The organism is Polyangium sp. 15x6 (genome assembly GCF_029960785.1).
GTDB lineage: Bacteria > Myxococcota_A > Polyangia > Polyangiales > Polyangiaceae > Polyangium.
Window position 1 is genome coordinate 124,078 of the sequence record NZ_JASBQE010000014.1, and the last position, 25,505, is coordinate 149,582.

Sequence of the window (25,505 nt, forward strand, 5' to 3'; positions counted from 1 at the left end):
CGCATCTCATCCCGGACCACGTCTCGGATTTGCCGCCTTTAGCTTCTGCAAGCGAGCATTGAATGTACGCTTGATCAACCCCACGAGCTCCGCCGAGCCCTGGCCACCTCCGCGCGCGTCGAAGGCTGCCACGAGCAAGCGACGCTCGAGCTCCTCTTGCAGTTTGTCGAGGTCGATCCCGTGCCCCTTGCGCACCCAGTCCGCAAGGCTCCCGATCGACCGATGCAGGGCCTGGAGCGGGGTGGTTTCATCTCCTCTGGGCTCTTCTTCGGCCAGCAACCCCGCGATCATCGCGGAGTCGACCTTCGGCGCCGTCCCCGTCCCCAGTGACCGCGCCACGAGCCGCCGCGCGACCCGCTGCAAATCGCGCCAGTTTCCGGGTAGCTCTTGCCGCTCGAGCGTGGTTACGACGCCCTGGTTCTGCTCATCTCGAAAACGCCCGAAAAGCGCGGCTGCGCGGCTCTCCGCGCGATCCGTGGCCGATTCCTTCACCTTCGCCACGTCGCGACAGGCATCCCGCAAAGCACAGAGCCACATGCCTTCGAGATCCTCGCGGCACGCGCGTAAATCGGGGACCTGGATCTGAAAGTCCGCGATGCGATCCCAGAAGTCGGGCAGGAGGCTGCTTCGTACCTCGGCGAGCGGGCGGTTCGTCGCACATACGAGGCGAAAGTTCGAATACTTCGGACCATCGCTCCCCACCGGTCGGAATTGCCCACCACGCTCCAGGGCGACGAGGAGCTTGGCCTGGGCATCCCGGTCCAGGTGGTGCACTTCGTCCAGAAAAACGCAATCCCCCTCGGCTTGCTCCAGCAGGCCTTTCTTGTCCCGGTCGGCGCCGGTGAACGCGCCCTTCTTGTGCCCGAAGAGCTCGCTCAGCAGGAGCTCCTTCTGAAGTGCAGCGCAATTGACCCGTAGCTCCCAGCTTCCCTTTCCCACGCGCCTTCGATGCGCGAGATACCGTGCTCGCAGGCGCTCGGCGACATGGGTCTTTCCACTTCCCCGGCTTCCATGGACCAGCACGGGGAACGGCACCAGCGCTGCCTCCTCGATCTGAGCGAGCATTTGCTTCAGCGCAGGCGAGCGCGCCGATTCGAGGTCCCAGGTGGGGCGACCCGTGTCGACCTCCGAGCGCGACTCGTCGACGTTCAATTGATCGAGCAGGTCCCAGGGGACATTCTCGAGGATCTTCGTGGGGTCGCGGCGCCTGTCGCGCAAGATGATCTGGACGGCCTCGACGTTGTCCCCGGCGCAGCGTGCCCCGAGCGCCGCCAACATCGTCGTGTGCATCTGGGCCGTCCCCGTACCTGCGTTCACGAGCAGCGCCGCCTCGGGGTTTTCGCGGCGTATCTGGCGCAGGCTGTCGGCCGTGAACTTCAGGAGCGGCCGATGGGCTGTCGGCGGCTCGATGGTATCCCAGACGAGCTTGTGCACGCCGAGGCGCGGAACGTGCTCCTTCAGTGCGCTTTCGAGCGTCGCGTAGACGTCCAGCTCACGCGGGTCGACCTCTCGCGACGTTCGCTCCTCCGCGGGGCCGCTCCGGACGAGGAAGTAAGCCTTCTTGATCCGGTCACGGTAGGGCGAGTGCTGGCTCGTCAAGAGCTCGAGCGCAGCCCCGGGGAGGAACTTGCCGCCCTCGCCCGTCGCGTACCTGCCATTGCGGTCGCGTTGATAGGGATCACTCGCGAAAGCGACCCAAGAAACGAGAATCAACGGGTCACGGCTCACCGTCGGCCTCCCTGGTTCCTGCGCTGGCGAGGCGCGCTCTCCTGCGTCCGAGGAGCAGCGCTCTCCTCGACGAGGGTGATCTCCGAGCGGCCCATGATGCCCGATACGCGCCGCTCGGGGAGAGGCGGCGACATCAGGCGCTCGGAGATGAGTTTGCGTTGTGGCTCGTCGACACGGACGATCACCTCCGCCGCGTCACCGAGGCGAATCGCGAGTTTCCCATGGGCGATCTCCGTCCAGAAGACGGCCTCGCGCTCGAACATCGCAGCCAGCGCCGTCGCGCCGGGGCGCGCGCCCGAGGGCAGGGACAATGTCCATGCTCCGGCCAGGGACCGCTCGACCGCCGCAATTTCGTGAAGTGTCGGCCGAATGATGCTCCTGTGGGTTGCTCTCCGAGCGATCTCGATCACGTGGCTCCGGGCCGCGGACACGCTCACCGGGTCCTTCATCAAAACGCCGACCTCGATCCCGGAGTCATAGCCTGCTTTGCCGTCCAGATTGCCGGTCCAGACGAGCGCTCGCTGGCCATCGGCGACGATGGCCTTCGCATGTGTGTGGTCGTGCCCGAGGACGACGAGCCGTTCGTCTGGAACGCCCGCGAAGAGGAACCCGCACGTATCGACCTGATCCCGGTGCAAATTGCGCGGGCGGAGGACGACGAGGGCCTTCACGCCGCGCTCGAGGGCCCTTCGCAATGCACGGCCGACGACGTGGTCGCGCAAGGACACGGCGCTGTAAGAGGCGATGACGAGCTCGCGGCGGGCATTCTCGATCAGATCGAGCGTGGCCTCCCGGATGGAGGCCTCGATGCCCTGCACGGTCCCGACCGGCACGAGATCGCCGGAGCCCGAGAGGGCCGGGAATGCGGGCGGGCGTCTCTCCTGGCCACCCCTTCCTTTCAGATCGAGCGCCGCGCCCGGTGGGGACTCGTCATGCGTCAGGTGGAGCCATGCGTGCGCAAAGAGGCGTCCGAGCTCACGCGCGACGGCGGGCTCACGCACGAGGACGCCGTTCTCCGGGTTGTCCTCGTATGCGTTTCTCCTGGCATTGGCGCTCGTCACGACTGCGACCTCGTCGTCGACGACGCAGAGCTTGGCATGACAATCCCGGGCGCTGCGCAGCCAGACCCCGGCCCGCGCCATGCGATCCAGGTTCTGGAGGTGACGCTCTTGCTGCTCGACCCGCCGCTGCGCCGGCATACCAGAGAACTCTTCGTCGAGCTCCCCGGTATCGATCTGCAGGCTCTTCCCGAGCGCCGTGAGCACGTACACGCCCCCCTGCAGGCGCTCTGCCGCCTCGATGAGGGCGTCGACGATCTGGGCGTCCCCGAACAGGAAGCTACAGAAAAAGACCTTCCGGCTGGCTCCGCGAATGAGGTGAAGCAGCGCGTCCCGGATCTGGTAATCGCGGGCCACTTCATCGGTGAACAAGTATGCGGCGCGGGACGAGCTGCCGCAGGCGACGGGAGCGCTCCCCCCGACCCAGGCAGGAAGCTCGATGCGCCCGGGAAGAAAATACATGCCCTCGAGGCGCTGAGCGCCCACGGCTGCGTGGATGGGCGCGCGGCTCATCGCCCACCTCCAGCGTGCGCCGCATAAGGCGTGACGAGGTCGCGTGGGAGCCGCTCGGCGCAGAGCACACCCCGCATTTCGGTCTGCTCCCAAAGCCGTCTTTTTACCCAACCGTCGTCCGGACGAACCAGGTGCGGCATGCCCCAGAAGGTGACGAGCTCGCTCCACGTCGCGTCGACCGCCGCCTCGAAGGAGTGACCCAGCGCCTTGCGGCGCCGGCCGAGGAAGGCGAGGAGCGCCTCGCGCGCCGCCTGGCTCGAGGCAGGGAGCGCCCGCACGCGGATCCACGACCTCCAGCCGTCGCTCTCCACGACGGGAAGCGCAGCCCACGTGGTCTCCGGACGATCCGAGCGCCCGAGCAACTTCGACAAGAGCGCACCCTCGGCGCGCACGGGAATGCCGTCGAGCGAGGTGGCCGGCGCGGGCTCGAGCCCGGCTTGGCTCACGAGCGCGGCCGTACCCGCCGATGCCCAATCGCCGAGCAGCTCTGCGATCCGCGTTTCGAGGTGCGCCGCGCGCTTCGTGGTGACGGTATCCCGGTATGCGCGGCGCGTTCGCAGGAATGCCTGCCACGCGATACTGCCGCCCGCAGCGCTGTCAGGGAGGCCCGCGATCACCAGGCAAACGTCGCGCATGGCGGGGGCTTCTCGCACCTCCCAGCTCGCCCCGGGCGTGCAGCGAGAGAGCCCTTCGAGGCCAGCGGGGGGAAGGTCCTCCTCACGCAATCCCATCGCTTGTGCACGCTCGTTCGGCGATAGCGCGAGCGCATCGTCGATGGAGCGGAGGGGCGCCGGGACGGAGACGGCTTCCATGGGTTTGCCGCGTTTCGCCGCCGCGTAGCCCGCTCCTTCCGCAGACGTACCCAGGAAACAGAGCGGCTCGGCGGCGAACCACAGGCGCGTCGAGCGAGAGCGCACGAATCGGCGGACGCCCGCGGCGAGCGCGGCGGCCCCCGCCTGCGTGAGGACAAATGCGGGCCACGCGGCCCTGTCGGGCGCATGCAAGCGCCGCGCAGCAATGGGCGGAGGAACCTGCTCGAGGCGATAGGTCCCGAGGCCCGGATCGTACACCCACTGCTGCTGCACGAAGCCTGCCGGCGGATACCAGCCTGCATCCTGGGCAGGGGGCGCGATCAACGATTTTGCCGCCAGCGCCTGGACGACCGACGGAGACACCTCCCAGCCGAGGCCGAGGTAGGTGCGGATGTCATCCGCGGTGGCTCGGCCCATGGCCTGGAAGAGCGCGAGGACCGCCCGATCCACGGGTGACAAGCGCTCTTCCACGATGAAATCAAGCGAAGCATCGACGTCGTAGCTCTGCAAGCGCCGCGTGAAGACCGCGATCGACTTGCTCTCCGCGTCGATGTCGCGGAGGAGAGCCCTCGGCTCCAGCGTCCCGTCCGTCATCGCGCCCCTCCTCTCCCCTTGCCCGCGATACGCTGGCCCCAGCCCTGCTTGTGCTCCGAGCTTTTGAAGAGCTCGACGAGGAGATCGCCATCGGGCCGCATCCCATTGCGCCGATGAACCAGCGTCGAGGTGTCGCCGATGAAGATCCGCTTGTAGCGTCCGCGGGTCGCCGCGACGTTCATGCGGTTGAAGTTGTTCACGTGGCCGCGAATGCCCTTGGGATTGCTCCGCGTCCCCGAGATCACCATGATGTCTTTTTCCTGGCCCTGGAACCTGTCGACCACGCTCACGTGCAGTTCGATGGGGGCGCCGCTGGCCGTGCGCCGCAGCGCCTGACCGCGCCAGCGTGGTCGGCCCGGCTCGTTCGGCGGGCGCGCGAGCAGGCGAGCGAGGGCGTCCCGAAGCTGCCGGGCCTGCTCGAAGTAAAAGGAGACCACGCCAATCTCGAGAGCCCGTGTTTGTCCGCGGTGGTCTTCACGGAAGCTGCGCTCGGCCCAGGCAATGCAATGCTCGACCGCCTCGACGGCGATGTCGACCTCGAGTGGATTGCTGTAGTTCCCCCCGACCCAATCGGTGTTGCGGGGATACTCGTAGCGATCCGCGGGAGGGCAAAACGCCGTGTCGATCCAGATCGACGGCTTTTCCAGGCTGGGGATCGGCATGACGAGGCGCCGCGTATCCGCGCCGGAGTGATAACCATCCTCATCCGTGTACACGCAGCGCCCCGAGAACGCGGCAAGCTCCGGGAACATCCGGTGCTGCCAGTTCAATCGTACGCTTCGCGAGCGCGGCAAACGTTGCAGAAACTCGAATGCGCTCGTCATCGCCACGTCCTGCATCTCGAGCAGCTCCGCGAGAAGGCGCGCGCGAGAGGCGAACAGGCCAGGCTCTTGGAGCGACATGTCGACGAGCTCGTCCGGCAGAACACCTCCTTCGGCATATTGCCTTGCCATATCCCGGAAACGATCGGCGTTCGCCGGCCCGCGAGAGAGCCCGTCGAGGACTTCATCGCTCTCGTCGAACACTCCTTCGAGCAGGTCACGAAATACCTTTTGCTTCCGTGCCTCGTCCGGATGCATCCGCTCCTCGAACTGGCGCCGCAACATGCCTGCGACGTACTTCATGCGGCCAGGTTCGAGGGCGAGTTCACTCCGCCCTTCGCCATCGGCTCGTTCGGCGCGCATGCGCGCGACGGCCGTGAGCTCGTCGATGTCGACGTAGGGCGCGAGCTGGAGGTGGTCGCCCACGAGCACCCACCGCTTCGCGCGGGTCGCCGGGACGAGCAGCTCCGTCAGCGTCGCTTTGCCCGCCTCGTCCATGATCATCACGTCGAACACCGGCTCCGGATCGCGGAACGCGCGGGTCATCGCGATCCCGATCGGCGTGGCGCAGACCAGGTTCGCGTTGAGCAAGAGCAGATCGCCGAGCCCGTTCGCCCCGGCGATCTCGTCTCGAAACGCCTGCTGCACCGTCACCACCGCGTCGCGCGGATCGGCGCCCGCGAGCGACTGATCGAGCTCGCGCGCGAGCTGCGCCCGCAGCGAGGCCTCGCGTCGATGGACGACGAACTCGAGCAAGCGATCGTCGCTCACCTTCTCCGGATCACCGAGGCGGATCGCGACGATGCCCCGCTCTTTGCCGATGCGCTCGAGGACGTTGTCGAGGGCGACGTTCGTCGGCGCTACGAGCAGGATCCGCTGCCCCTTCGCCACGAGCTGCCGCACGATCTCGCAGATTACCGTGGTCTTTCCCGTGCCCGGCGGGCCGTGCACGAGGCAGAGGTCCGTGCAGTCGAGCGCCATCGCGACGGCCTCGTGCTGCCGCATGTTCTCGGCGTTCGGTGCGCCGAGACGCGGAAAGCTCGCGCCGCTCGGCCGCAGATCGGGGAGCGCATCGGGACGGCGAAGCACGTCGAGCAAGCGCAGGTAAGCATCGTGCTGGCCCTCCGCGAGCGCCGCGAGCGCCTCCAGCATGCGTCGGATGGGGGCCATGGAGTCGGCGATCCGGGCCGTACCCTGGTCGAGGACCTCCTCCTCGGGATCCCCCTCCTCCGTACTCAGGACGGCCTGCTCGTCGTCGAGCCCGGCGACCTCGACGTAGCGGAGTTTGCCCGCGTGCGTGGGTATCTCGATGCGCGTACGCGGCCGACCGAACGCGGCGGGCCACCGCTCGCCCTCCACGACGAGACGCAAGGGAACACGCGAGACGAGCTGGTAGCGCGCCTCGGGTCGTACTTGCTGGCCGTGGTCGCGTAGCGCTTCGAGATACCGCCGATAGCGCAGGAGGAAGGTTCGATCGGCCTCGTGCTCGCGGCTGAGATCCGGCATGACGCGACGCAGCCGGAGCTGGACCGCGACCTGGCGCAGGACGGCCGCGGGATCGAACGACGGCACGGTCGCGACGCGATATCGGGCGATGAGCAAAAGCCCGTGCGTGGACGTTGCCCGTTGCGCCTGGGCGGCATGGACCACGAGAAAACATCCCTGCGCCGGCTTCAGAATGAAGAGAAAGCCGGAAGCTTCGAGGAGGAGCGCATACCCCTCGGGGACGGCGCCGGTCCCCTGCGTGACCAGCGGATCGAGCGGAGCCTGCCCGCGATGATCCCGGAGCTGCACGGCGGCGACGACATCCCCCGCATTGAGGAGCGCGTCGGCCGAGACCCCGACTTCGGCGAGGACGCTGCGAGCTCGATCGGTGAGGGCGAGCGGAATCTCGACGTCGATCCGCAACGTGCCTGCGAGGCCGACGCGGAAAGGCCCCTGGAGCGCGGGGAGCGCGAGCCCCTGCGACGCGGCGTATCGGATGATTCGGTGGGTCAACATGCCGGCGTCCCTCCCCCGGAGCTGAACACGAACGACGGGTCGCAGGGCTCATCAACCATGAGCGGCGTGCGTTCCCCCGAGAGGTTCGTCATCTTGCCACGAGCGCGGCCCGAACGGACCCAGCGAGCGAGCCGCTGCTCCCGAGTCAGGCGCAGCTTGGGCTTTCGGCGCAGCTTGCGAGTGGCGTCAAAGCGGCGATAACACGTGAGGGGCGTCCCATCGTCGGAGAGGAGGAGGATCCAGCCGCGGGCACGACGAGCGAGGTCGGTGCCTTGCAGTTCGATGGGCAGACGACGCTCGAGGACGACGAGGTGTGTCGCGCCGCGGGCTCGAAACTCGACCGCGTAGGTCAGGATGAAGTCGCGCAAGTCGGCGCGAAGGCCGCGCTCGGCACAGCGGAGCCAAAAGTGATGCCGCGCGGTCGCGATGGTCGAAGAAGCGATGGTGTCCATGGCGAACCTCCGCGCGGTCTCGGTGCATGAGACGTGCCCATGGGACAGACCTGCGGAAATCGCTATAAATCGAGGTCCCAAGGCACGAACTCCGGGCAAGACCGTGCCTGCTCGGGCGCGTTCTTGCCCGCCGCGGCTTGCGAGGGCCGGGGACGCGATGATCGCGAACACCCCGAGGGTGCGTGGTGCTGATCGAGGATCAGGCGCTTGATGCGCGTCGACGCCACCGCCGAGGCGACGCGCAGGAATGCAAACCTGCTGATAGAACGCTGAGCGCGCTCAGCGCGCGAAAAACTTCCGATAGAGCTGTTGCCACTCCTGATATAGCCTCGGCTCCTGGCGCAGGCGCTCTTTCCACGCCTCGTCGACGGCCGTCCGTTTTTCGAGCGAAGCGAGCCCGTATCGCGCGAAAATCTGCTCGGCGTCTCTGGGAAAGCGGGCGAGCTCCGCGCACAAGGATGCGTGCGCCTCGAGCGTGAGCGAATGGGCTCCCGCCACGGGAGCGAGCGTGGGGAGGCGTGCGTCATCCTCGTCCGCGGCTCCGTTTGCGTCCTGCGTCGACGCGAAGGGAAGCATGGGACCGCGAGGGACGAGGGGCGCTCCGAGCATCGTCATCCCGGCCAGGTCCGCGCCTTCGAGATCGGTTCGACGCTCCGGGGGCGATGCAGCGGCGCGGGCGAACGTCGCCTTTTCATGAAGATGGTCCTCGTCGTCGTCCCGATGCTGCTCGAATGGCAGCGCAGGCCGCGCCGGAATCAAACCTGGAGCGAGCGTGGTCGCACCCACCTCCTCCGCGCTGTCATCGTACATTGTCTCCGCGAGCCGATCCCGGACGGGCCGTGCGTTCGTCGTCGGGAACGACGGCGCGGCCGTTCGTTCGAGTGGCGCGGCGCCTGGCTGGAAAGGGAGCACCTTCGGAGGGAGGTCCTGCACGATGGGTGGCAGCGTCGCCTCGAGGTCGGTGTCCGCCGGCAAACGAGCGATCCAGGCAATACGGGAGAGATCCACGGATGCCACGGCGAGGAGGGGTTTTTCCTCGGGGGGCGTGGAAACCGGGTCAGGCACGCGCGGCAGGGTGGGAGGGACGCCGGGGCTCGCGGCAGGCGCTTCGGTCCGGTGCTTCTCGGCTCCTGCGAGGGCGCTTTGACGATCGAGGAACGCTTGCGTGTAGCGGTTCGTCAATTCGAACCGCCCGCGCTCGAGTTCTGCGCTCATTTTCTGCAGCCAGTTGCGCTGCTCGGCTGTCCAGGCGTCCATGCTGACGCCGGCGCGCGCAAGCACCTCGTCACGTAGCCTGCCGGCCTCCATCTCGGCGCGGATTTCCGCGTAGCGCTCGATGGTCAGGGACGCGCTGCTCATCGGGATCATGATACCGGGTACGCGCTGCGAAGTCAGGAGGGATCGCGGGGCTCACGCATCGCCGCGCAGGGCTGCTTGGAAGCGACGCTCCTCGGCCGGATCCTCGGTCATCCGCCGGCTCCAGTGCTCGCTACTCCGGACGTAGTCCGCGAGCGTGACACCCACCTTGGCGAGTGCGGCCTGAATGTCGCCCGTGGCCTGCAAAAGACGTGTGATCCTGGCGAATTGTTCGAGCGGGATCGGAGGCGCGAGCGCGCGCTGGGCGGCCTCGTAGGCGGCGGTGTACGCTGCAAGCAAGGCGGGGACGCCCTCCTCCTCCTCGGCCAAGGCCTCGGAGAGGCGCTCCTGCCAATGGGCGTCGATCGCTTCCCAGCGCTCCTCCGAGAGGCCACGCCGCGCGAGCACCTCGTCACGCGTGTCCACAGCCGCGGCGAGCTCGGCCATCAACGTCGCATACGCTTGGAGGTCGAGGTCCATGCAAGGATCCTACTCGTGCGCGGGAAAAAAAGCGGGTAAAACGAGCAGGCATGGCCGACAACCTCGCCGTCCTCGACGTGCAGGCGCCCTGGGTGAAACATCTGGAGCGCGCGCACAGCCTTACCCACGCGGTCGCCCATTTCATCGAGGCGGAGAGCGAGCCTTCGGCTCACCTCGCGCCCGCGGCGCGCAAGCTCGAGAGCGGCCTCTCCGCGATGTATGACGCATTCGACGGACGCGCCGACAGGATCACGGCCGTCAGCGTGGCGCATGGCAGGGTCTGGGAGGCGGCCATTCTGCTGGCGCGGGCGGGTTTGCCCCGGCAGGTCGCCTCGCTGCGAGACGCGTGCGGGGAGCTCGTCGCTGCGGAAGAGCGCTTCCCTCGCGTGCCGATCGCAGGCCGGAGCGCAGCCCCGCTCGTCGCGGGGATCGACGTTCCCCCTCTCCACTGCGTTGCGCGAGCGTCGCTTGCGCCCTCGCTCCGCGCGCCCGAGGTGCCCGCGCCCGAGCCCGATGTCCCGGAGCTCGAGTTGCCGGAGCCAAGGACATTCGAGGATCTCAAGGTCGCGGCCGAAGCGATGCGTCGCTTCGCGCAAGAGAAGGCGAAGGCGCGGCTCGGGCCATCCAAGCTGCCGGCGAAGCCCAAGGCACCCGCCCCGGTCGATGAAGACGCGCCGCCCGGATTCGCCTTCGTGCCGGAGGCGCCCATCACCGAGGAAGATTTCATTCGTCGCTGGGCGCGCACGAGCTTCGAGGAGATCGGGATGCTCGGCGTGCAGCGAGCGCCGCTCCGTGGCGATGATTGGCGCGCATGCCAGAGCCTCGAGCTGCGCATGATCGCCGCGATCGACGCGGTGGCCGCGCTCGGACCAAAAGCGATCGCGCACCTCGAGCCCTGGGCGATGGATGCGCCGACCGCCGATCCGATGCGGATCTTCGCGGCCGCGATGATCGGCGGATGCCTCGAAGGCCGCGACGCGCTCGCATGCGCGGAGCGGGTGCTTTTCCGCTTCGGCCCGGGGGATCCGGTCGTGGCCGAGGCCTTCGCGGCGGCGATGAAGCTCGCGCCAAACCCCTTCGTGCCGAATGTCCTGCGAGCGCTCTATGCCTCGCCCGAGCGAGGATGCCGGGCCATCGCGGTCGAGGTCCTCGGCTATCGCGGCTGGCTCACGGCCGATGAGCTGGACACGCTTTGCGAGGAGGAAGAGCCGCGGGTATTTGCGCTGGCCTTGCCGTGTATCGCCGCGGCCCGGCATACGGGCCTCGAGCGAGCACTCGCGCGGGCGCTCGCTCACGAGAACATGGGTGTGCAGGCAGCGGCGCTCGACGCGATGGCGATCGCGGCGCATCCGCGCGCGGCAGCGGCGGCACGCGCGGCGGCGGAAGGGACGCTCGGGGAGCGCGCGCTCGTGCGGCTCGCGCTCGTGGCGCGAGAGGGCGACGCGTCATGTTTGCTCGAAAGGATGCGGCAATCGCCGACACCATCCGCCCTCGAGGCGGTGGGGTGGGCAGGGCTCGTGGGAGCGGTTCCAGCGCTCATCGAGCGGCTCACGGACGAGGACGAGGACGTGCGATTCGCCGCAGCGGAGGCGCTCGATCGGATGCTCGGTGCAAACTTGATCGAGGAGCTCGAGCTTGCGCCGGAGGCGCTCGAGGAGGCAGAGGTTGTCAATCCAAACCCGGAGCCGGCGCGGGGGCGTGTGGCGCTTTCGGAGCTGGTGAGCGATCCGCGGGACAGGCCGCCAGCGGGATCGAAGGATACGGTGGAGGCGCCATCCACGGATCCGGAGAGATGGCGGGCCTACTGGGCCGAGCATGGAGGGCGGTTCGATCGGAAGCTCAGGTATCGGCGAGGACAAACGTATTCGCCATCGGTGTCGCTGTACGAGCTCGACAAGCTAGCGCTTTCGGCGGAGGATCGGCGGAGGCTATCGCGGGAGCTGGCGGCGCGGACGGGGCGGTGGGTGCGTTTCGATCCGCACGATTTCGTGGCGGAGCAGGTGAGGGGGTTATCGGGGTGGGAGGGGGTCGTGCGTGGATATGGGAGGTAGCAGAGGCTCGAGGTCTCGAGCAGGCTCGAGCGGTGCTCGCTAGGCTGGAGAGATGCTCGCCAGATTGCTCGCATGCTCGAGCAAGGCGCGTTCGCCGCCGAGGGCCTGCACGAAGTGAAGAACGCAGGAATGGCGGTGGTTGTCCGGGAGCATGAACTCGCAGAACCGGTCCTCGAAGAGCGCCAGGGCATGTCGGTAGGACGAGGCGGTGGCGCGAGTCTTCCAGATTCCAATGAGACGTAGCTCGGAGAGCACCTCCGCGATTGCGCAAAGCGCATCGTCCTGTCGGTCGTCGTCGGCGAGCACGTCGTCGACGGCCCGCTCGACCTTCGGCGCCAGATGGGAGCGCGCGTGTGCGGAGAGAAGCGGCCAGAGCGCGGCCCATGCATGGAGCCGATCCGAGGCGGACAGGGGCTCATCCACACACGCAGCCAGAGCCTCGGCCCAGGTGGAGTCTCTTCGCTCGGACGCCCACCGAAGGGCGGCATCCATCACGTCCCGGTAGACCGGGCGGGATAGAGAGCGATCGAGCGACGACAGCACAGCGCGCGCGTCCCCCGCCGCGATGGCTACCGCCATCCTCGCCTCCGCGCGGTCCTCGTCATCCGTGATCCGCTCGAGGATCACCGCGGCCCGATCGTGCATTCCCCGCGCCGCCCACGCCTCCGCGAGGCCCGCTTCCACGCGCCAATTCCCCTCTGGGTTGGGTTCGCCCAGCGTGCGGCAGAGGCGCTCGAGAGCGGCATCGTCGAGGTGACGCGCGATAGGACCAACGGCGGAGGCGGCTTCCCGCCACGTGACCGCATCGAGCGAAAGGAGCGACGCGATGAGCTGGGCCCGACCCGCCCACGAAAGCGCGTGGACGATCATCTTGCCCGTCACGAGGCGTGTGTACGCATCTTTCTCGAGCAGCGCAGGGAGCCCTCTTTCTTCGAGGAGACGCCTCGCTTCTTCGGGGAGGTGGGAGACCGCCACCAAGCGCACGTCGTAGGAGTCCCAGTTACGCCCCCCTGCTTGCAGCGCAGGCTCCCACTCTGTCCGGACGAGCGCTGCCCACGTGCTCGCGGCGATGGCTTCGAAAAAGGTCTCGACGTCGGACCATTGCTCCGTGCCCTCGGTGGCGATCCAGCCGAGGCCACGACGGACCCAATCAACGGCTTCCGCAGGCGTCGCTGCGCTCATCAGCGTGGTGAGGGTGGAGAGCCGCTCCTCCGTTTCGGCCTCATCGAGCCACGCCTCGATCCTGGCGAGGAGAGCGGCGCGCTCCTCCCCCTCGACCAACCCCACCACGCGCGCGAGGTCGACGGGCGCCCGCTCGTCCCCGCGCGCCTCCCGGTGTGCAATGGCCGAACGCAGCACCGTCGCTCGATGCGTCGGGCGGAGGCGTGTCGCGATCTCGAGCAATGCATCGAAGCAAAGTACTCCGCGGCGCTCACGGCGCTCGAGCACATGCCGAAGATGTCCGCGCCGCTCCTCGGCATCGAATACCTGTCGAAACCACGGCCGCGACCAGAGCTCGCGTCCGCTCGCGAGGAGGGCCCGCCGTAGATCCGCGAAGAGGGGGTTCGTGCGGTCCTGGGCGAACTCAGCGGCGTGCTGTGGCTCGAGGTCGTTCACCACGTACTCGAGCGCTCTCGGGAACGAGGATTCGAGCCATTCATCTCGCCCTTTCGCGCGACAGGCCAGGAGGATGCGCGCCAGCGTCGGCTTGCCCGGCTCCGCAGCCGGGGATGGCGTTACGCCACGCGGCGCGAGGCTGGCCTCCTGCGCAGCACGAGGCTCATGCTCCTTGGCGCGCGACATGCGCTCATTCAGCACCTCGACCAGCTCACGATCGATTTCCCAGCGCTCATCGTCCCCGAAGCCGGGTCGGCTCGCCATGTCGAGCGCCCGGCGGAGACACTCCGGGGGAAGGACCGGAGCCAGCGCGCAGAGCGCATTGTGACGCGCCGCGAAGTCAACGAGGTCGAGGCGGTCGAGTGCCTCATGAGGGGACCAGATTCCCTCCTCGACGAGCATTGCGCGCAATGGGTGCTCGATCAGGAGCTCGATCTCGGAGAGCCGGTAGACGACGCAGCGGGCCTGTAGCTGCTTGGTCATTGCAAGGCCGCGCTCGACGCACGAGCGTTCGGCGAGGAACGCCTCGTCGGCGCGGTGCCAGAAGTCGAGCGCGTCGAGGAGGGGCAAGAACACGGGCGGGCGGCGGTCGGGGTTCGAAGCGGCCACGAGATCACCAGTATCCCAGGTAGTTGCCATTTTCGTCGAAGTGCTGGGTCTTGGCCGGTGGTGCCCCAGCACCATTCTCGGGAGCCTTGTAGGACTTGCCGGACGTCGTCGACGGCTGCGTCTTGGGAGATCCCTTGCCATAGATCTCCTTCCCGTCCCACTTGTCGCCCTTGTACCGGACACCGCCCTCGGCGTCTCCTTGAGACTTTCCGGTCGGATTGGCGTTGATGTTCTCGGGGTGAATTCCGAGCTCCCGCATCACCTGGGCGCAGTATGGGCAGGGAGGAATCGATTTTCCCTTCTCATCGAAGGCTTCGATCCTCGCGCCCTTCCGGTACTCCTCGCGGAGCGCCTCGCGCACCTCCGCGTTCGTGGCGGTGGGGCCGAGCTTTTCTCGAATGGCGGCCGCCTGCTGGCTGAGGGCGTCTATCTCGGCGCACTTGCCGGCTTTGCCCTTCCAATCTCCACCCATCTTGGCCTTTGCGTTGTCGACGGCCTCCTGGACGGCAGGATCGAGCTTCTTCTCCTTCGAGGTCCCGGTCTTGTTCTCTCCGCCTTCCGGCCTGTGCGTGATCTCCGCCGTGGCGAGCCCGCTGGGGTCGACCATCCGGGTCGGCTTGTTGTCGGCGTAGGCAAAGGCATTGAAGCCCCCGATGAGCCCCACCGGATCACGGCTGATGTAGCGACCGGTCTCGGGATCGTAGTAGCGGTGGAGGTTGTACGACAGCCCGGTCTCCTCGTCGTAGTACTGGCCGAGGAAGCCGAGGGGCGTCGACGTCGCGGAGTCGGGAGCGATCTCCGGCTTGCCCCACGCGCTCCTGCGAATCTCGCACGCCACCGTGCCGTCCGGCTGAATGAGCTTCTGCGGCGTGCCGATGTTGTCGTTGAGGTAGTGAAACCAGTTGCTCGATGCCCGCTCCTCACCCGTGGAACGGGCGTCTCGATGAGCCCAGGGGAAGCCACGATCGTCGACGCAATAGGTGCGCACCTCGACGACCGGGTCGTTGCCCTGCGCCGCGTGCTCGGTGATCTCCTGGACCATGTCGTGATCGCTCCATACGAACCGCGTCGCCGCTCGCAGCTGAAGTTCCCCGTCGGACCTCCGCTGAAAGACGCGCTTCCCCACCCGTCGCGCAAAGGGATCGTACGCGAAACGAATCACCTTTCCGTCCGGTTGGCGAACCTCCGCGAGCATCCCGCGCGCGTTCCAGGTGAGCTTGGTACGCCGCTCCTCGCCGTCCTCCACGCGCGCTCGCTTCTCGACGAGGCGCCCGTCATCGTCCCATACGTACGTCGTCCCGTCCTTCTGCTCCAGCCGGTCGCCGACGCCATAACGACGACCGCCGCCGTCGCGTTCGTGGACGTTCCCATTTTTATCGTACGCAAAACGCTCGACCCCACGCGCGCCGGCCAATGCTACGAGGCGCGCATTCTCATCGTACAGGAAGCGTGTCGTGCCTTGCGTGAGATCGTTCAGCTCGAGCGGCTCCGACGTGGGCGCGTATCGATACACCTGACGCACCGTCGTCGGAACGCGACCCGGTCCCATCCACTCCGGCTCCCCGGGTCCAGCGAGCGCCGGCTTGGACGCAGTGGTCACGTGCCGTTCGATCATCCGATTCATGACGTCGTACGCCGAGTCGATCCTCCCGCCCCCCGGAAGGAGGCGCGCGACCTCGCGGCCGAGTGCGTCGTACTGCGCGTGGACCTCGTGAGCGCCGTCGAGGACCACGCGTAGCGGATTGCCGTGGAGGTCCCGAGACCATTCTTGCTCGTGTGCGCGCGATGTCGCCCGCCGGACGACGTTGCCGACCCGATCGCGCTCCACCAGGACATCGATGGCCTCTCCTTCCACGATCTGTTTCTCGTTCACCACCCATCCGAGCGCGTTGCGATTCAATTCGAATTCGCCCGCCTCTCCCGTCGCTCGTACGACCTTTCCCAGGAGGTCGTATTCGAACGTCTCGATGCTGCCGTCGTGGTATTTCACCTCGACGAGCTGACCAGCGAGATCGTGCTCGTACTCGGTCACCTGCCCGAGGCCATTCTCGGCCCGAACGAGCTGCCCCACCTCGTCATAGGCATAACGGAGGATACGGCCGTCGAAGGTCCGCTCCCGCACGACCATCCCCATCACATCGAGCTCGATCGAGTGTCTCTCGCCCTTCGCATTGATGACCTCGACGAGGCGCCCCTCGCGATCGTAGCGAAAGCGCGTGACGGCGCCGTCAGGCTCGTAGATTTCACAAAGCTTGCGATATCCCCCATAGACGAAGCGTGTCACCCGGCCGGCCCCGTCCACCGCGGTGACACGCTGCCGAAGCCCGTCGTACTCGTAGCGCAGGATGCTGCCATCCGGCTCTTGCACGGCGATCAGGTCGCCGCGCGTGTTGTATACGTAGTGCGTCGTCGCGCCGATGGGATCACGGTAGCTGCGGCACCGCCCCCACTCGTCGTACGACCATAGCGAGCGATGGCCGAGCGCGTCGATCATCTCGACCATGTTCCCCCGGGCGTCATATCGATAGGATGTGCGGCCACCGTTCGGGCCCACGGTTTCGGTCGTGAGCCCCCGGGCGTCGTTCTTCACCTCGAAGGTCGCGCCAATGGGATCGGTCCACGCCACCTTGTCGTGCGTTCGGACGACCAAGGTCTCTCCACCTGCGGGATCGATCCATCTGTGGATGTGACCGCTGGGACCACGCTCGATGATGGTCACCCTGCCCAGCGGATCGGTCACACGAAGCACACGACCCCGGCCGTCCCGCTTCCAGGTCGTGACGGCGCCCAGCGGATCGATGAACGCGACGAGGTTGCCTGCCTCGTCATACGTGCGCTCGAAGACGCCCCTGCCCACGACGGCCTTGTCGATCTTCCCGAATTCATTACCGAAGTAGCGGTGGACCGTGAGCGAATCGACGACCTCGCTGTAGCCGCCCGCGCCATACACGAACACGCAGTGGTAGAGGCCCTTGGCCTTCGTCTCACCGTCTGCGAGCAGCTTCGGCGCCGCGTCCGAGAGACTCGGGTCATGACGCTCAGGGTAATTCCCCCACGTCTCGACGCAGCGCCCTCGGCGGTCGTACCGGAAATGGAACGTGAGACCGGTGGGCCCTGTGTGGCTCTGCATCCGGTGGTCTGGATCATAGACATACGTCGTGGCGAACCCCTCCGCATCGGATGCGCGCTCGAGGTCGCCCTCAGCGCCGTATGTGAATGTCGCAAAGGGCACCCAGACACCTTGCTCTACCGCATTCTTCACTTCCCAGGCAGCGATGTGACCATCGGCCGTCGGCCGTACCCGCACGACACGGCCCGTGCTATCGATGACGCGGACGAGCTTTCCTCGCTCGTATTCGAGGGCGATCTCGTTACCCCAGCCATCCAGGATCGAGGACAGCCGAAGACGATTCCCTGCGCGCTCCTTGAAGATCAGGGACCTGCCATCCGGGAGGTCGATGACGAACCCATCGCCCACGCTGACGAGGACCCAGCCGGACGGACCGAGCACGCCGTCGCCGGCACCGGGAGCGTCGAACTCCACCTTATTGCCGCGATCGGTCCACACAGCAATGTTGCGACGACCTACCTCGATTTCCCACGACAGAGAATGGCTCCACCCGAAGCCCAATCCAGCATCACGGTCGATCGCGGAGGACCGATACGTACGCTCGATGACGAGCGGCAACGGCCCAGGTAGGGACAGATCGACGGCGGGGACCGTGAACATCTCACCGGTCACGACATCGACGGGATCCCCCTTCGACAACTTGCCACTGCCGCTCGAACCATGATGATTCGGGCATCCTCCACCATCTCCGCCGCTCCCGCCGCACCCCGCGGCGCTCTTCCCATCCCCGCCGGCCCCATCCCCATTCCCACTCCCATCCCCCCCATTCCCACTCCCACCCCCGCTCCCATCTCCATCCCCGCCCCCGCTCCCCATTCCCCCGCCCTTGACCACCACGCCAGGGCACATCCCCGGCGGGGCCGCCGCGTCCGGCACCGGTGACGTCGGCATGGCTCAACCTCCCCCCTTGTTCATGAACCCCGGGCTCCCCGTGATTCCCTGCATTCCGAGCTCCACGAACACGATGGGCGCTCCCATCACGATGAAGCACGGCCCGCCCGTATTGACGCTGACCACCTCTTTCAATGTCCCGGGCTGGTTGCCGATGCACATCTTGAAACACGCCCCCACCGTCAGGATCTTTCCCCCCTCGATCTTCGTCCGCACGGGCGCACCTTTGATGCCGGCCATCGACTGCGCCGTCACCGGATAAGGCACCGGGATCGGGCTCGGCGCGGCTGGGGTCGTGCACACGCTCACGGCGAGCGGCACCATCTGGTGCCCCGATTTCGACGTGACGCAATCCATCATGCATGCCGTGACGCTCATGCCCGTGCCTCCTGCCTCACCTCGCGCTTCGCGCTCGCCAGCACCACTGCCGCCCGCTCTCCGCCGTCGCTCCCCGCGATCGCCATGACCACCGGCGAGGGCGCATAGCCATGCTCCCAGGCCGTCGCCGCCACCACGACGAACAGCGGGATCGCCGCTGCCCCCAGATACCCGATGCGCTGCGCCGGCGAATCGATGAAATAGGGTGATTCCAGCGCGTCCTGCGCCCTGACGAACGCGGCTTGCCACTCGTCGAGCCGCCGCATCTCGCCCGTCATATCCGTCAGCATCCACCCGGCCTTCGCTCCGGTCCTGACGAGTGGCACAGCCGCTTGCTGCACGGCGGCTGTCAATCCGAACGCCTCGTAGGCCGGCGCGTCGTTATCGGGCCGCGCGCGCTCCCGCCCGCTCCCCACGCCGAGCACCCGAGCGAGGGGCGAGAGCCCCCGGCGGCGCGCGTCCGGATCACGCATCAACACGAAAAACGCCGCCGCCTCCCCTGGAATACGGGCGTCGAGGTTGTCCGGAGAGAACAGCCGACCACTCTCTTCGAGAGCGCGGATCGTTGCGACATCGTAATCGCTGTGCACGCCGCCCAGCACCACGGCGTCCGTCTCCCTCGATTCGAGCGCGCGCAGCGCCGCCGGCAAGAGCGCGCCGAGCGCCGCCTCGCCCCGAGGAACGACCTCCACCGTTGCGGCCGGCAGCGCGCGTCGCACCAGGGTTGAAAGCTCCCACGCCGCCGCCCTCGCCTCGTCGTATCCCTCATCCAACGTGAAATACACCAGCGTCTTCGTATCGCCGAGCGGCAAGGCTGCCTCCTCGAAGGCCGGCCTCGCGAGGAGCACGAGCCGCTCGGGCCCCACGATGCGCGGATCGATCGTTGGGACGAACCCCATCGTGATTGCCTCTCCCGCCGAATCCGCGAGGGGCGCCTCTGCCATGGCAGGAAACCCGGCGCGGAGCAGAAAACCCGTTTGCCGGGAATCGAGCCCGATCGGCGTCCGCGCCCCGACCTTCACGACTCCGACGGCGCTCACGCGGCCTCCTTCTCGACCACGATGATCTCCGCGTCTTTCATGCGCCGCGGCGGCCGAAACGCGGCACGCCACACGAGCTCCACGGCCACCCCCGTCGATTCGAGTGTATCGATGAGGACCGTATCGACGTACGGCACCAGCGTCTCGGGCGCACGATCCTTTGCTTTCAGGGTCACCTCGACCCGGATCCTCGGCAATCGAAAGCTCGTGGTCCCCCCGCCGGGCGTCAGATTGAGCAGGGCCACGTCCTCTCCCCCGCGCAGCGGCGGCACCGCCGTGAGCCCTGGCGACGCACAGAGATTCGAGCGATCGTCATGATCGAGCGGCAAGAGGGGCGCGCGCTGCTTGCGCCAAGCATCGTCGTAGGTCCCGAGATGGCGCCGCCGCGGCTCCCAGTGGCGGCCGATGGCGCCAAGCCCCGCCGGGGGCGGGCGCGTGCTCGCCGAACGAATCGGCTGGAGCGGATCCTCGATGAAGGGCGCGGTCTTGTGCGTCAAGGTCGCCGGATCACGCGCGACGCCGAGGCCCACCGGGTTGCGCAGCTCCTCCACCGGGCGAAGCGGGTCGCTCGTATCGAGCCCGCCCCATGCGTAATCGTATCGAAGCTCGATCCCCGTCGTGGGGCGCGGCGACGAGAGCCCGCTCCCCTTCGCCTCCCAGACCCGGAGGCCGAAGACACGGACGGTCTTCTCGAGCGGCCCCACGCGCACGCCGGCATCGAAGGAAGGGACCTCCTTTCCCTCGGGCGCGTGCGCTGCGGCCACCACGATCACATCGGTGCCAGGCTTTGCAATGCACAGATCGGATGGATACTTGATGCTGCTCTTCTCCGGATCGCCCCAGGGCACGTCCGCGCCGCGGAGGGCGCGTTGCTGCGAGCGCTCGGCGAGCTCGAGCTCTCCCTCCCCGGGCACGCGCACGAACGTGGCTTTCACGATGACGACGAGGCGCTCGCCGTCCTTGCCGATCAGAAGGAGGGGCGAGACCAGAAACTCGCTCTTGTTATTCAATCGCGGCGCGTCCATGCCCCCTCATAGCTGCGACACGTTGCCCTTTTCCTTCACGTTCGGCGCCGTGATCGTGACGAGCGGCGACTTGATGGTGATCCCTCCGCCGTCGATCACCACCTCGCTGGCGCCGCACTTGAACACGATGGACTCCGAGGCATCCACCTTGTGGAATGCTCCGACGAACATCCCCTTGCTCGTGGCCACGACGGTATGCGAGCCGCCGATCTTGTCCACCACGGCGCCGCCCACCATCGTCGTCCGGCTCCCGCCGACGGTCTCCGATTCCGGCGCGCCGCTGATGACCGCGAGGCCGAGCGCTTTTTCGGTCTTGTCGGCCAGGCACGTCTCCGCGCGCGTGCCCGCGACGAGCTCGACGCGTGCGGCGCCCACGTCCTGCGTACGCGCGCCATTCACCGTCGTATGAATGCCCGCCGCGGCGATCGTCGCTTTGAGGCCCCCGACCGTCTCATCATGGGTCGACGAACAAATGTTGATCGAATGCCCCGGCCCGGTCGCGCTGTCGGAGCCCGAATTGCCCGCCACAGCTCCATCCGGCCCCGCCATGTTCGCCCCCGAAGCGCCGCCTCCGCCGCCGCCATCGAGCCCGAGCGCCTCGCCCAGGCGCTCGGCGCCTGCGTCGATCGCGCCATTCACGAGGGTGTCGAGCCCGAGCGCACTCGACGCGTTCCCCGACGCAGCCGGCGCGACGGCCGCCATTGCGTCGCCGAGCGAAGCTCCAAATGTAGACGGCGAGGGCAAACCGGCGGCCGCCCCGAGGACGCTCGCCGTGGCGCCGAGGTTCCCGCGGCTCACGGCCTCCATCGCGCCGCCCAGGCTCTCGACCTTGCCCTGGAGCGCCTGGACCGGCCCCATGACCTGATTCACCTTCGCCGCGACGGCTTGATCCAACTGTTGTAGCGCGCGCTCTGCCTCCGCCTTCGCCGCCTCCGTCGCTGCTTTCACGGCGAGCGCGAGGAGCGCCTGGATGGGATTGCCATCCATTTCCATTTGATTGCCGCCCACGGAGGTCGCGCTGTCCCCCTTCACCGTGAGCCCGTACACGGCATTGACCTCGACGGTCCGGTTCCCCCCGACGCTCGCCGTCTGCGCGCCGTCGACCGTGTTCAGATATCCGTTGGTCACCTGAATCTTCTGCTCGGCGCCGACCGTGAGCTTGGCGTCGACCTTGACGTTTTTCGTCTCGTTGACGGCCGTGGATCGTTTCTTGTCGTTCGCCGTCGCGATCGTCGTGTTCTTCTGCGACCGGATGCTGATCTCCTCGCTCCCGGCCTTGTCCTCCAGGCGAATCTCGTTCGTACCGCCGCCCCCCGGCGACGAGCTCGTCCGCAGCGCCGTGCGCGATTTCCCCTCGGGAAGGGCATACGGAGGCATCCACTTCCCATTGAAAACGCGGCCCGTCACGAGGGGCCGATCGGGGTTTCCCTCCTGAAACTCGACGATGACCTCCCAGCCGACGCGCGGCAGGATGATCGCGCCGCTGGTCTGCGGCTGCGTGACACGAATCCAGCACGACGCCGTGTCGTCATTTTTCCCGTACCGATCCCAGTGAAACTTCACCTTGCATCGGCCGTGCTCGTCCGTATGGATCTCCTCCGCGGGCGCTCCCTCCGGAGCCACGACCACGGCCGTCTGCGGACCTTCGATGATCGGCGCGGGCGTGCGCCTCGGGCTGCGGTACTTCACGTGCTTCGGGATGGTCGTCGCACGGGCGAGGTACACACCTTCACGCAACGTGTGCACCACGCCGGTGATGAAATACGCACCGTCGAGGTCGTCCGGCGCGTCGACGAGCGAGAGCCATCGCCCGGCCGTGAGCCGCGGACAACCCGATTCGAGCTCGACCACGGCGCGCTCGCATTGCAGCGCCTCGAGCCGCACCCGGGCCAGGCGCTCGCCCTCGCCTTTGTCCTTGTAGAGCCCCGGGTAATCGTAGACCTCGAGGTCCGCGCCCGCGTCCGCCGCCGCGGTCGCCGTGAGGTCCGCTTTGGGCTTCTCGAAATCGTAATCGCGCAGGACGACCTTGCCCGTCGCGGTCCGATACCGGCGCGTGATCACGCCGATCGCGTCCTCGATCCCCGTGAGCCCGGCACCGAACCGATAGGGCACCGCCTCGTCGCCCTCGATCGGATCACTCGCCGTGCTGTCGTCCGAGAAGACGAGCGTCTCGCCGTCTTCCCCCGCCTCGGCGTGAAAGAAAATGCCCTCCTCCTCGAGGAGCCGCGAGACGAACGCGAGCGAACTCTCGTTGTATTGCACGCAATACGTACGTTTTGGATACTGGGACGCGAGGCGCCATGCCTGGTGTTTGTCCTCGACCCCCACCGCCCGCAGGACCTCGCCGACGATCTCCTTCACGTCCTTGTCCTGGAAGATGCGGCAATCGACCTCGCGCGCGAGGAGCCCCATCCACGAGATGACGCGGATGCGGTAGAGCATGCTCCGCTCGTCGTCGTCCTCCGGCGTGCCCTCCATCTCCACGTCCATCACGACGCCCGAGACCTCGTGCTCCGGGCCTCCTCGGCCAAAAGCGAGATACGCCGGGCGCCCGAGTAGCTCGTCCGGGTCCACGTATTCGCCATGGCGGACCTCGATTTCCGCCTCGGTCACGATGCCGAGGCGGTGCTCGACGCGAAAGCCCACGACGTCGGATGTCTCGAGGGGCTGGGCCTGGAAAAACGTGGTCAACGTACGCGTGGCCATGGCTCAATTGTCCTTGATGAGGCCAAGCTCGTCGCAATCGCCGTCGAGCGTGATCTTCGTTCCCGCAATCGATACCGAGGCCGGCGTGAGGGTCAAGGTCGAGGCGCCCATGACCACGCTGAGCACGTTCTTGGCCTCGAAGGTCACGTTCGTCGCCTTGATGATCTGCGCGCCCCCGGCGACCTCCAGGAAATCGCCTTTGCTCTGGTCTTCGCGGTCCCCGGACACCTTGTTGACGATGGCGCCAATCACCTTCTGGCTCAGCCCCGCTCCCACCTCCACCGCGCGTCCGCCGCTTGCGAGGACCACTTTGGCCAAACCCGCGGTCTCCGTCCTGCTCCCCTTCACGGTGACCGTACGATCCGAGGCCGTCATCTCGACCAGCACCGCGCCGACCTTGTCCTGCATCGTGGCCATGGTCTCCTCATCGACGGAGCCGGCCACGAGGTCGACCTGCATGCCGCCAATGGATGACGTCGAGGCGCCGGCGACCGTACGCTTGTGATCCCCACCCGCCTTCAAGTCGCGGTTTCCGCCGACGGTGAGCGCGTGGCTGCCGACCTCGTCGACCATGTAGGTCGAAACGTGGACCGTCTGATTGCCGCCCACGGACAGGTCCTGGTTTGCCCCGATATGAGCGGACATGCTGTCGGTGACCGCCAGTGAATGGTTCGAGCCGATGGAACGCGTCTCGTTGTTCCCGACGCTCTCGGTCGCGTTGTTGCCCGCGGAGACCGACCCGTCGCGGGACGCATTCATGAACATCTCTTCGTTGCCGGCGCGGTCATCCATGCGGATCTCATTGGAGGATCCGCCGCCCGGCGTCGTCGCGGTCTGCAGCGCCATCCGCGTCTTGTTCGCCGGCAAAGCATAAGGAGGCGGCGTGATCGTATTGTACAGGCGCCCGCCGATGAACGGCTGGTCCGGATCACCGTCGACGCACGCGACGCAAACCTCCCAGCCCACGCGCGGCGTCAGCATGCCCCCGCCGAGGGGGACCTGGGTCGTGCGGATCCAAAGGCTCGACGAGTCATCCGCCTTGCCCCGCCGATCCCAGGGGAACAGGACCTTCACGCGCCCGTGTTTGTCCGGGTGAATTTCCTTGCCGGGCGGCCCCGTCGTGACGGCCACCTGCGCTCCGGCGACCGACGCCGCGCGCGACACCCGCGGGGGTCTGTACCTCGTTTTTTTGGTGGGGATCGCGCGAAACGTGAACCGCTCGCCCTGCCCTTCCCCGCGCCGGTTCGTCCCTCGGCGAGCCTCCAGCTCGATATCGAGCTCGACGACGAGGTACTCCTGGTTGAGCGGCTCGTAGGGATGCTCGGAGAGCTCGAACGTCCGCCCCGGGAGCACGCGCAGCGCGTTCGTCGTGCCGGTGACCACCTCCCGTCGCGCGCGCAGCGATTCGAGGAGCACCTTCGCATAACGGTCTCCGACGGAAGGCTCGGTGAACCGGCCGGGATAGGCATACACCTCCAGCGCCTTCTCGGTGTCGTCATCGCCTTCCGCCTTGCCGTCGAGCTTCAGCCTCGGCCGCTCGAAATCGTAGTCGCGCAGGTGGACCCGCCCGGGCGCGGTCGATTTTTCATGCGAGAGCGTGGTGATCGCGTCGTCGGTCGCGGCGAGCCCCTCCGCCGGGCGGAAGACGATCTCGGGTTTGCCCTCGACGGCCTCGGGATCGCCGTCGAAAAAGACCACCACGTCGGTCCCGCTGCTCGAATCCACGAAAAAGGCGATGCCCTCCTCGGAGAGGATCCGCCGCATGAAATCGTGATCCGTCTCGCGGTATTGCGCCGTGTAGACTCGCTTCGGATAACTGCCGCCGAGCTTCCAGCGCTGCTCCTTCGCCGAAAGCCCCGCGCCCGTGAGCACCTCTTTCACGATGTCCGGGGCCGACATGTCCTGGAACGTGCGGCAATCGGCGCGCTGGGTGAGGCGGAAGAGGCGGTGGCGCGCGACGAGGCGCGTCCCCGCTTCCTCGGTGCCCCGCGTCGTCGTGCTCTCGGCCTCGACGACGTACCCGGCGAACGTTCGCTCCTCGTCGCCCCCGCGGCGTGACAACGTGAGCAGGAGCGGTTTTCCCACGAGCGTCGCCGGATCCGGCCCGCCCGCGTGATCCGTGATCTCGCACCGCAAGATGCCAATCTCGTCGAGCGCCTCGCGCGCCGACAGCGCGAGCAAGTCGAACGGAGCGCCGTCGATCGTCAGGGAATGCTCGAGCTCGACAGGGTTTGCCATGGCTC

At 67.3% G+C, this 25,505-nt stretch carries 15 protein-coding genes; 1 reads left to right on the top strand and 14 read right to left on the bottom strand.

Going from position 1 to position 25,505, the window contains the following annotated elements; genetic code table 11:
• Positions 1-6: 6 nt before the first annotated feature.
• From QHF83_RS13150 to QHF83_RS13180, 7 genes are all read right to left on the bottom strand, one after another.
• Positions 7-1,713, bottom strand: coding sequence for a sigma 54-interacting transcriptional regulator (locus QHF83_RS13150; RefSeq protein WP_282418150.1), 1,707 nt, complete (start codon positions 1,711-1,713; stop codon positions 7-9).
• An 11-nt stretch (positions 1,714-1,724) separates the two neighbouring features.
• A complete protein-coding gene (locus QHF83_RS13155; RefSeq protein WP_282418151.1) occupies positions 1,725-3,299 on the bottom strand; it encodes a phospholipase D-like domain-containing protein in 1,575 nt (524 codons plus the stop codon).
• Positions 3,296-4,705 carry a hypothetical protein gene (locus tag QHF83_RS13160; RefSeq protein ID WP_282418152.1) on the bottom strand — a complete coding sequence of 470 codons (1,410 nt, stop codon included), beginning with the start codon at positions 4,703-4,705 and terminating at the stop codon, positions 3,296-3,298. Before QHF83_RS13160 ends, QHF83_RS13155 begins: the two co-directional genes overlap by 4 nt.
• Positions 4,702-7,527 carry an AAA domain-containing protein gene (locus tag QHF83_RS13165; RefSeq protein ID WP_282418153.1) on the bottom strand — a complete coding sequence of 942 codons (2,826 nt, stop codon included), beginning with the start codon at positions 7,525-7,527 and terminating at the stop codon, positions 4,702-4,704. The genes QHF83_RS13160 and QHF83_RS13165 overlap by 4 nt, the downstream gene beginning before the upstream one ends.
• Complete coding sequence (locus QHF83_RS13170) at positions 7,521-7,979, bottom strand: hypothetical protein (protein ID WP_282418154.1); 459 nt, start codon at positions 7,977-7,979, stop codon at positions 7,521-7,523. Before QHF83_RS13170 ends, QHF83_RS13165 begins: the two co-directional genes overlap by 7 nt.
• A 279-nt stretch (positions 7,980-8,258) precedes the next feature.
• Complete coding sequence (locus tag QHF83_RS13175) at positions 8,259-9,338, bottom strand: hypothetical protein (RefSeq protein WP_282418155.1); 1,080 nt, start codon at positions 9,336-9,338, stop codon at positions 8,259-8,261.
• Positions 9,339-9,389: 51 nt separating this feature from the next.
• On the bottom strand, positions 9,390-9,815 hold the full coding sequence (locus QHF83_RS13180; RefSeq protein ID WP_282418156.1) for a hypothetical protein: 426 nt from the start codon (positions 9,813-9,815) through the stop codon (positions 9,390-9,392).
• Between the two features lie 50 nt (positions 9,816-9,865).
• On the opposite strand from QHF83_RS13180, the gene QHF83_RS13185 reads away from it, so the two are divergent.
• The gene (locus QHF83_RS13185) at positions 9,866-11,866 is read left to right on the top strand and encodes a hypothetical protein (protein WP_282418157.1); all 2,001 of its coding nucleotides are present in this window, start codon (positions 9,866-9,868) and stop codon (positions 11,864-11,866) included.
• A gap of 39 nt (positions 11,867-11,905) precedes the next feature.
• Here the strand turns inward: QHF83_RS13185 and QHF83_RS13190 are convergent, their stop codons facing one another.
• Genes QHF83_RS13190 through tssI (QHF83_RS13220) form a run of 7 tightly spaced genes read right to left on the bottom strand, consistent with a single transcriptional unit; the run spans position 11,906 to position 25,500 of the window.
• Positions 11,906-14,092 carry a hypothetical protein gene (locus QHF83_RS13190; protein ID WP_282418158.1) on the bottom strand — a complete coding sequence of 729 codons (2,187 nt, stop codon included), beginning with the start codon at positions 14,090-14,092 and terminating at the stop codon, positions 11,906-11,908.
• Between the two features lie 4 nt (positions 14,093-14,096).
• Positions 14,097-18,113 (bottom strand): RHS repeat-associated core domain-containing protein, encoded by a 4,017-nt coding sequence (locus QHF83_RS13195; RefSeq protein ID WP_282418159.1) that lies wholly within the window; start codon positions 18,111-18,113, stop codon positions 14,097-14,099.
• A 3-nt stretch (positions 18,114-18,116) separates the two neighbouring features.
• On the bottom strand, positions 18,117-18,491 hold the full coding sequence (locus QHF83_RS13200; RefSeq protein WP_282418160.1) for a PAAR-like domain-containing protein: 375 nt from the start codon (positions 18,489-18,491) through the stop codon (positions 18,117-18,119).
• Entirely contained in the window at positions 18,488-19,531 is a 1,044-nt protein-coding gene (locus QHF83_RS13205; RefSeq protein ID WP_282418161.1) for a hypothetical protein, read from the bottom strand. The genes QHF83_RS13200 and QHF83_RS13205 overlap by 4 nt, the downstream gene beginning before the upstream one ends.
• The gene (locus QHF83_RS13210; RefSeq protein ID WP_282418162.1) at positions 19,528-20,556 is read right to left on the bottom strand and encodes a DUF2169 domain-containing protein; all 1,029 of its coding nucleotides are present in this window, start codon (positions 20,554-20,556) and stop codon (positions 19,528-19,530) included. The genes QHF83_RS13205 and QHF83_RS13210 overlap by 4 nt, the downstream gene beginning before the upstream one ends.
• Positions 20,557-20,562: 6 nt before the next feature.
• Positions 20,563-23,262, bottom strand: coding sequence for a type VI secretion system tip protein TssI/VgrG (tssI, locus tag QHF83_RS13215; RefSeq protein WP_282418163.1), 2,700 nt, complete (start codon positions 23,260-23,262; stop codon positions 20,563-20,565).
• Positions 23,263-23,265: 3 nt separating this feature from the next.
• Positions 23,266-25,500: a type VI secretion system tip protein TssI/VgrG gene (gene tssI / locus QHF83_RS13220; protein WP_282418164.1), complete on the bottom strand. Its 2,235-nt coding sequence runs from the start codon at positions 25,498-25,500 to the stop codon at positions 23,266-23,268.
• Positions 25,501-25,505: the final 5 nt, after the last annotated feature.

Coding starts and splice junctions, on each gene's coding strand:
- QHF83_RS13155 (WP_282418151.1), bottom strand. CDS start 3,299: ATGAGCCGCGCGCCCATCCACGCAGCCGTGGGCGCTCAGCGCCTCGAG.
- QHF83_RS13160 (WP_282418152.1), bottom strand. CDS start 4,705: ATGACGGACGGGACGCTGGAGCCGAGGGCTCTCCTCCGCGACATCGAC.
- QHF83_RS13165 (WP_282418153.1), bottom strand. CDS start 7,527: ATGTTGACCCACCGAATCATCCGATACGCCGCGTCGCAGGGGCTCGCG.
- QHF83_RS13170 (WP_282418154.1), bottom strand. CDS start 7,979: ATGGACACCATCGCTTCTTCGACCATCGCGACCGCGCGGCATCACTTT.
- QHF83_RS13175 (WP_282418155.1), bottom strand. CDS start 9,338: ATGAGCAGCGCGTCCCTGACCATCGAGCGCTACGCGGAAATCCGCGCC.
- QHF83_RS13180 (WP_282418156.1), bottom strand. CDS start 9,815: ATGGACCTCGACCTCCAAGCGTATGCGACGTTGATGGCCGAGCTCGCC.
- QHF83_RS13185 (WP_282418157.1), top strand. CDS start 9,866: ATGGCCGACAACCTCGCCGTCCTCGACGTGCAGGCGCCCTGGGTGAAA.
- QHF83_RS13195 (WP_282418159.1), bottom strand. CDS start 18,113: ATGCCGACGTCACCGGTGCCGGACGCGGCGGCCCCGCCGGGGATGTGC.
- QHF83_RS13200 (WP_282418160.1), bottom strand. CDS start 18,491: ATGAGCGTCACGGCATGCATGATGGATTGCGTCACGTCGAAATCGGGG.
- QHF83_RS13210 (WP_282418162.1), bottom strand. CDS start 20,556: ATGGACGCGCCGCGATTGAATAACAAGAGCGAGTTTCTGGTCTCGCCC.
- tssI (WP_282418163.1), bottom strand. CDS start 23,262: ATGGCCACGCGTACGTTGACCACGTTTTTCCAGGCCCAGCCCCTCGAG.
- tssI (WP_282418164.1), bottom strand. CDS start 25,500: ATGGCAAACCCTGTCGAGCTCGAGCATTCCCTGACGATCGACGGCGCT.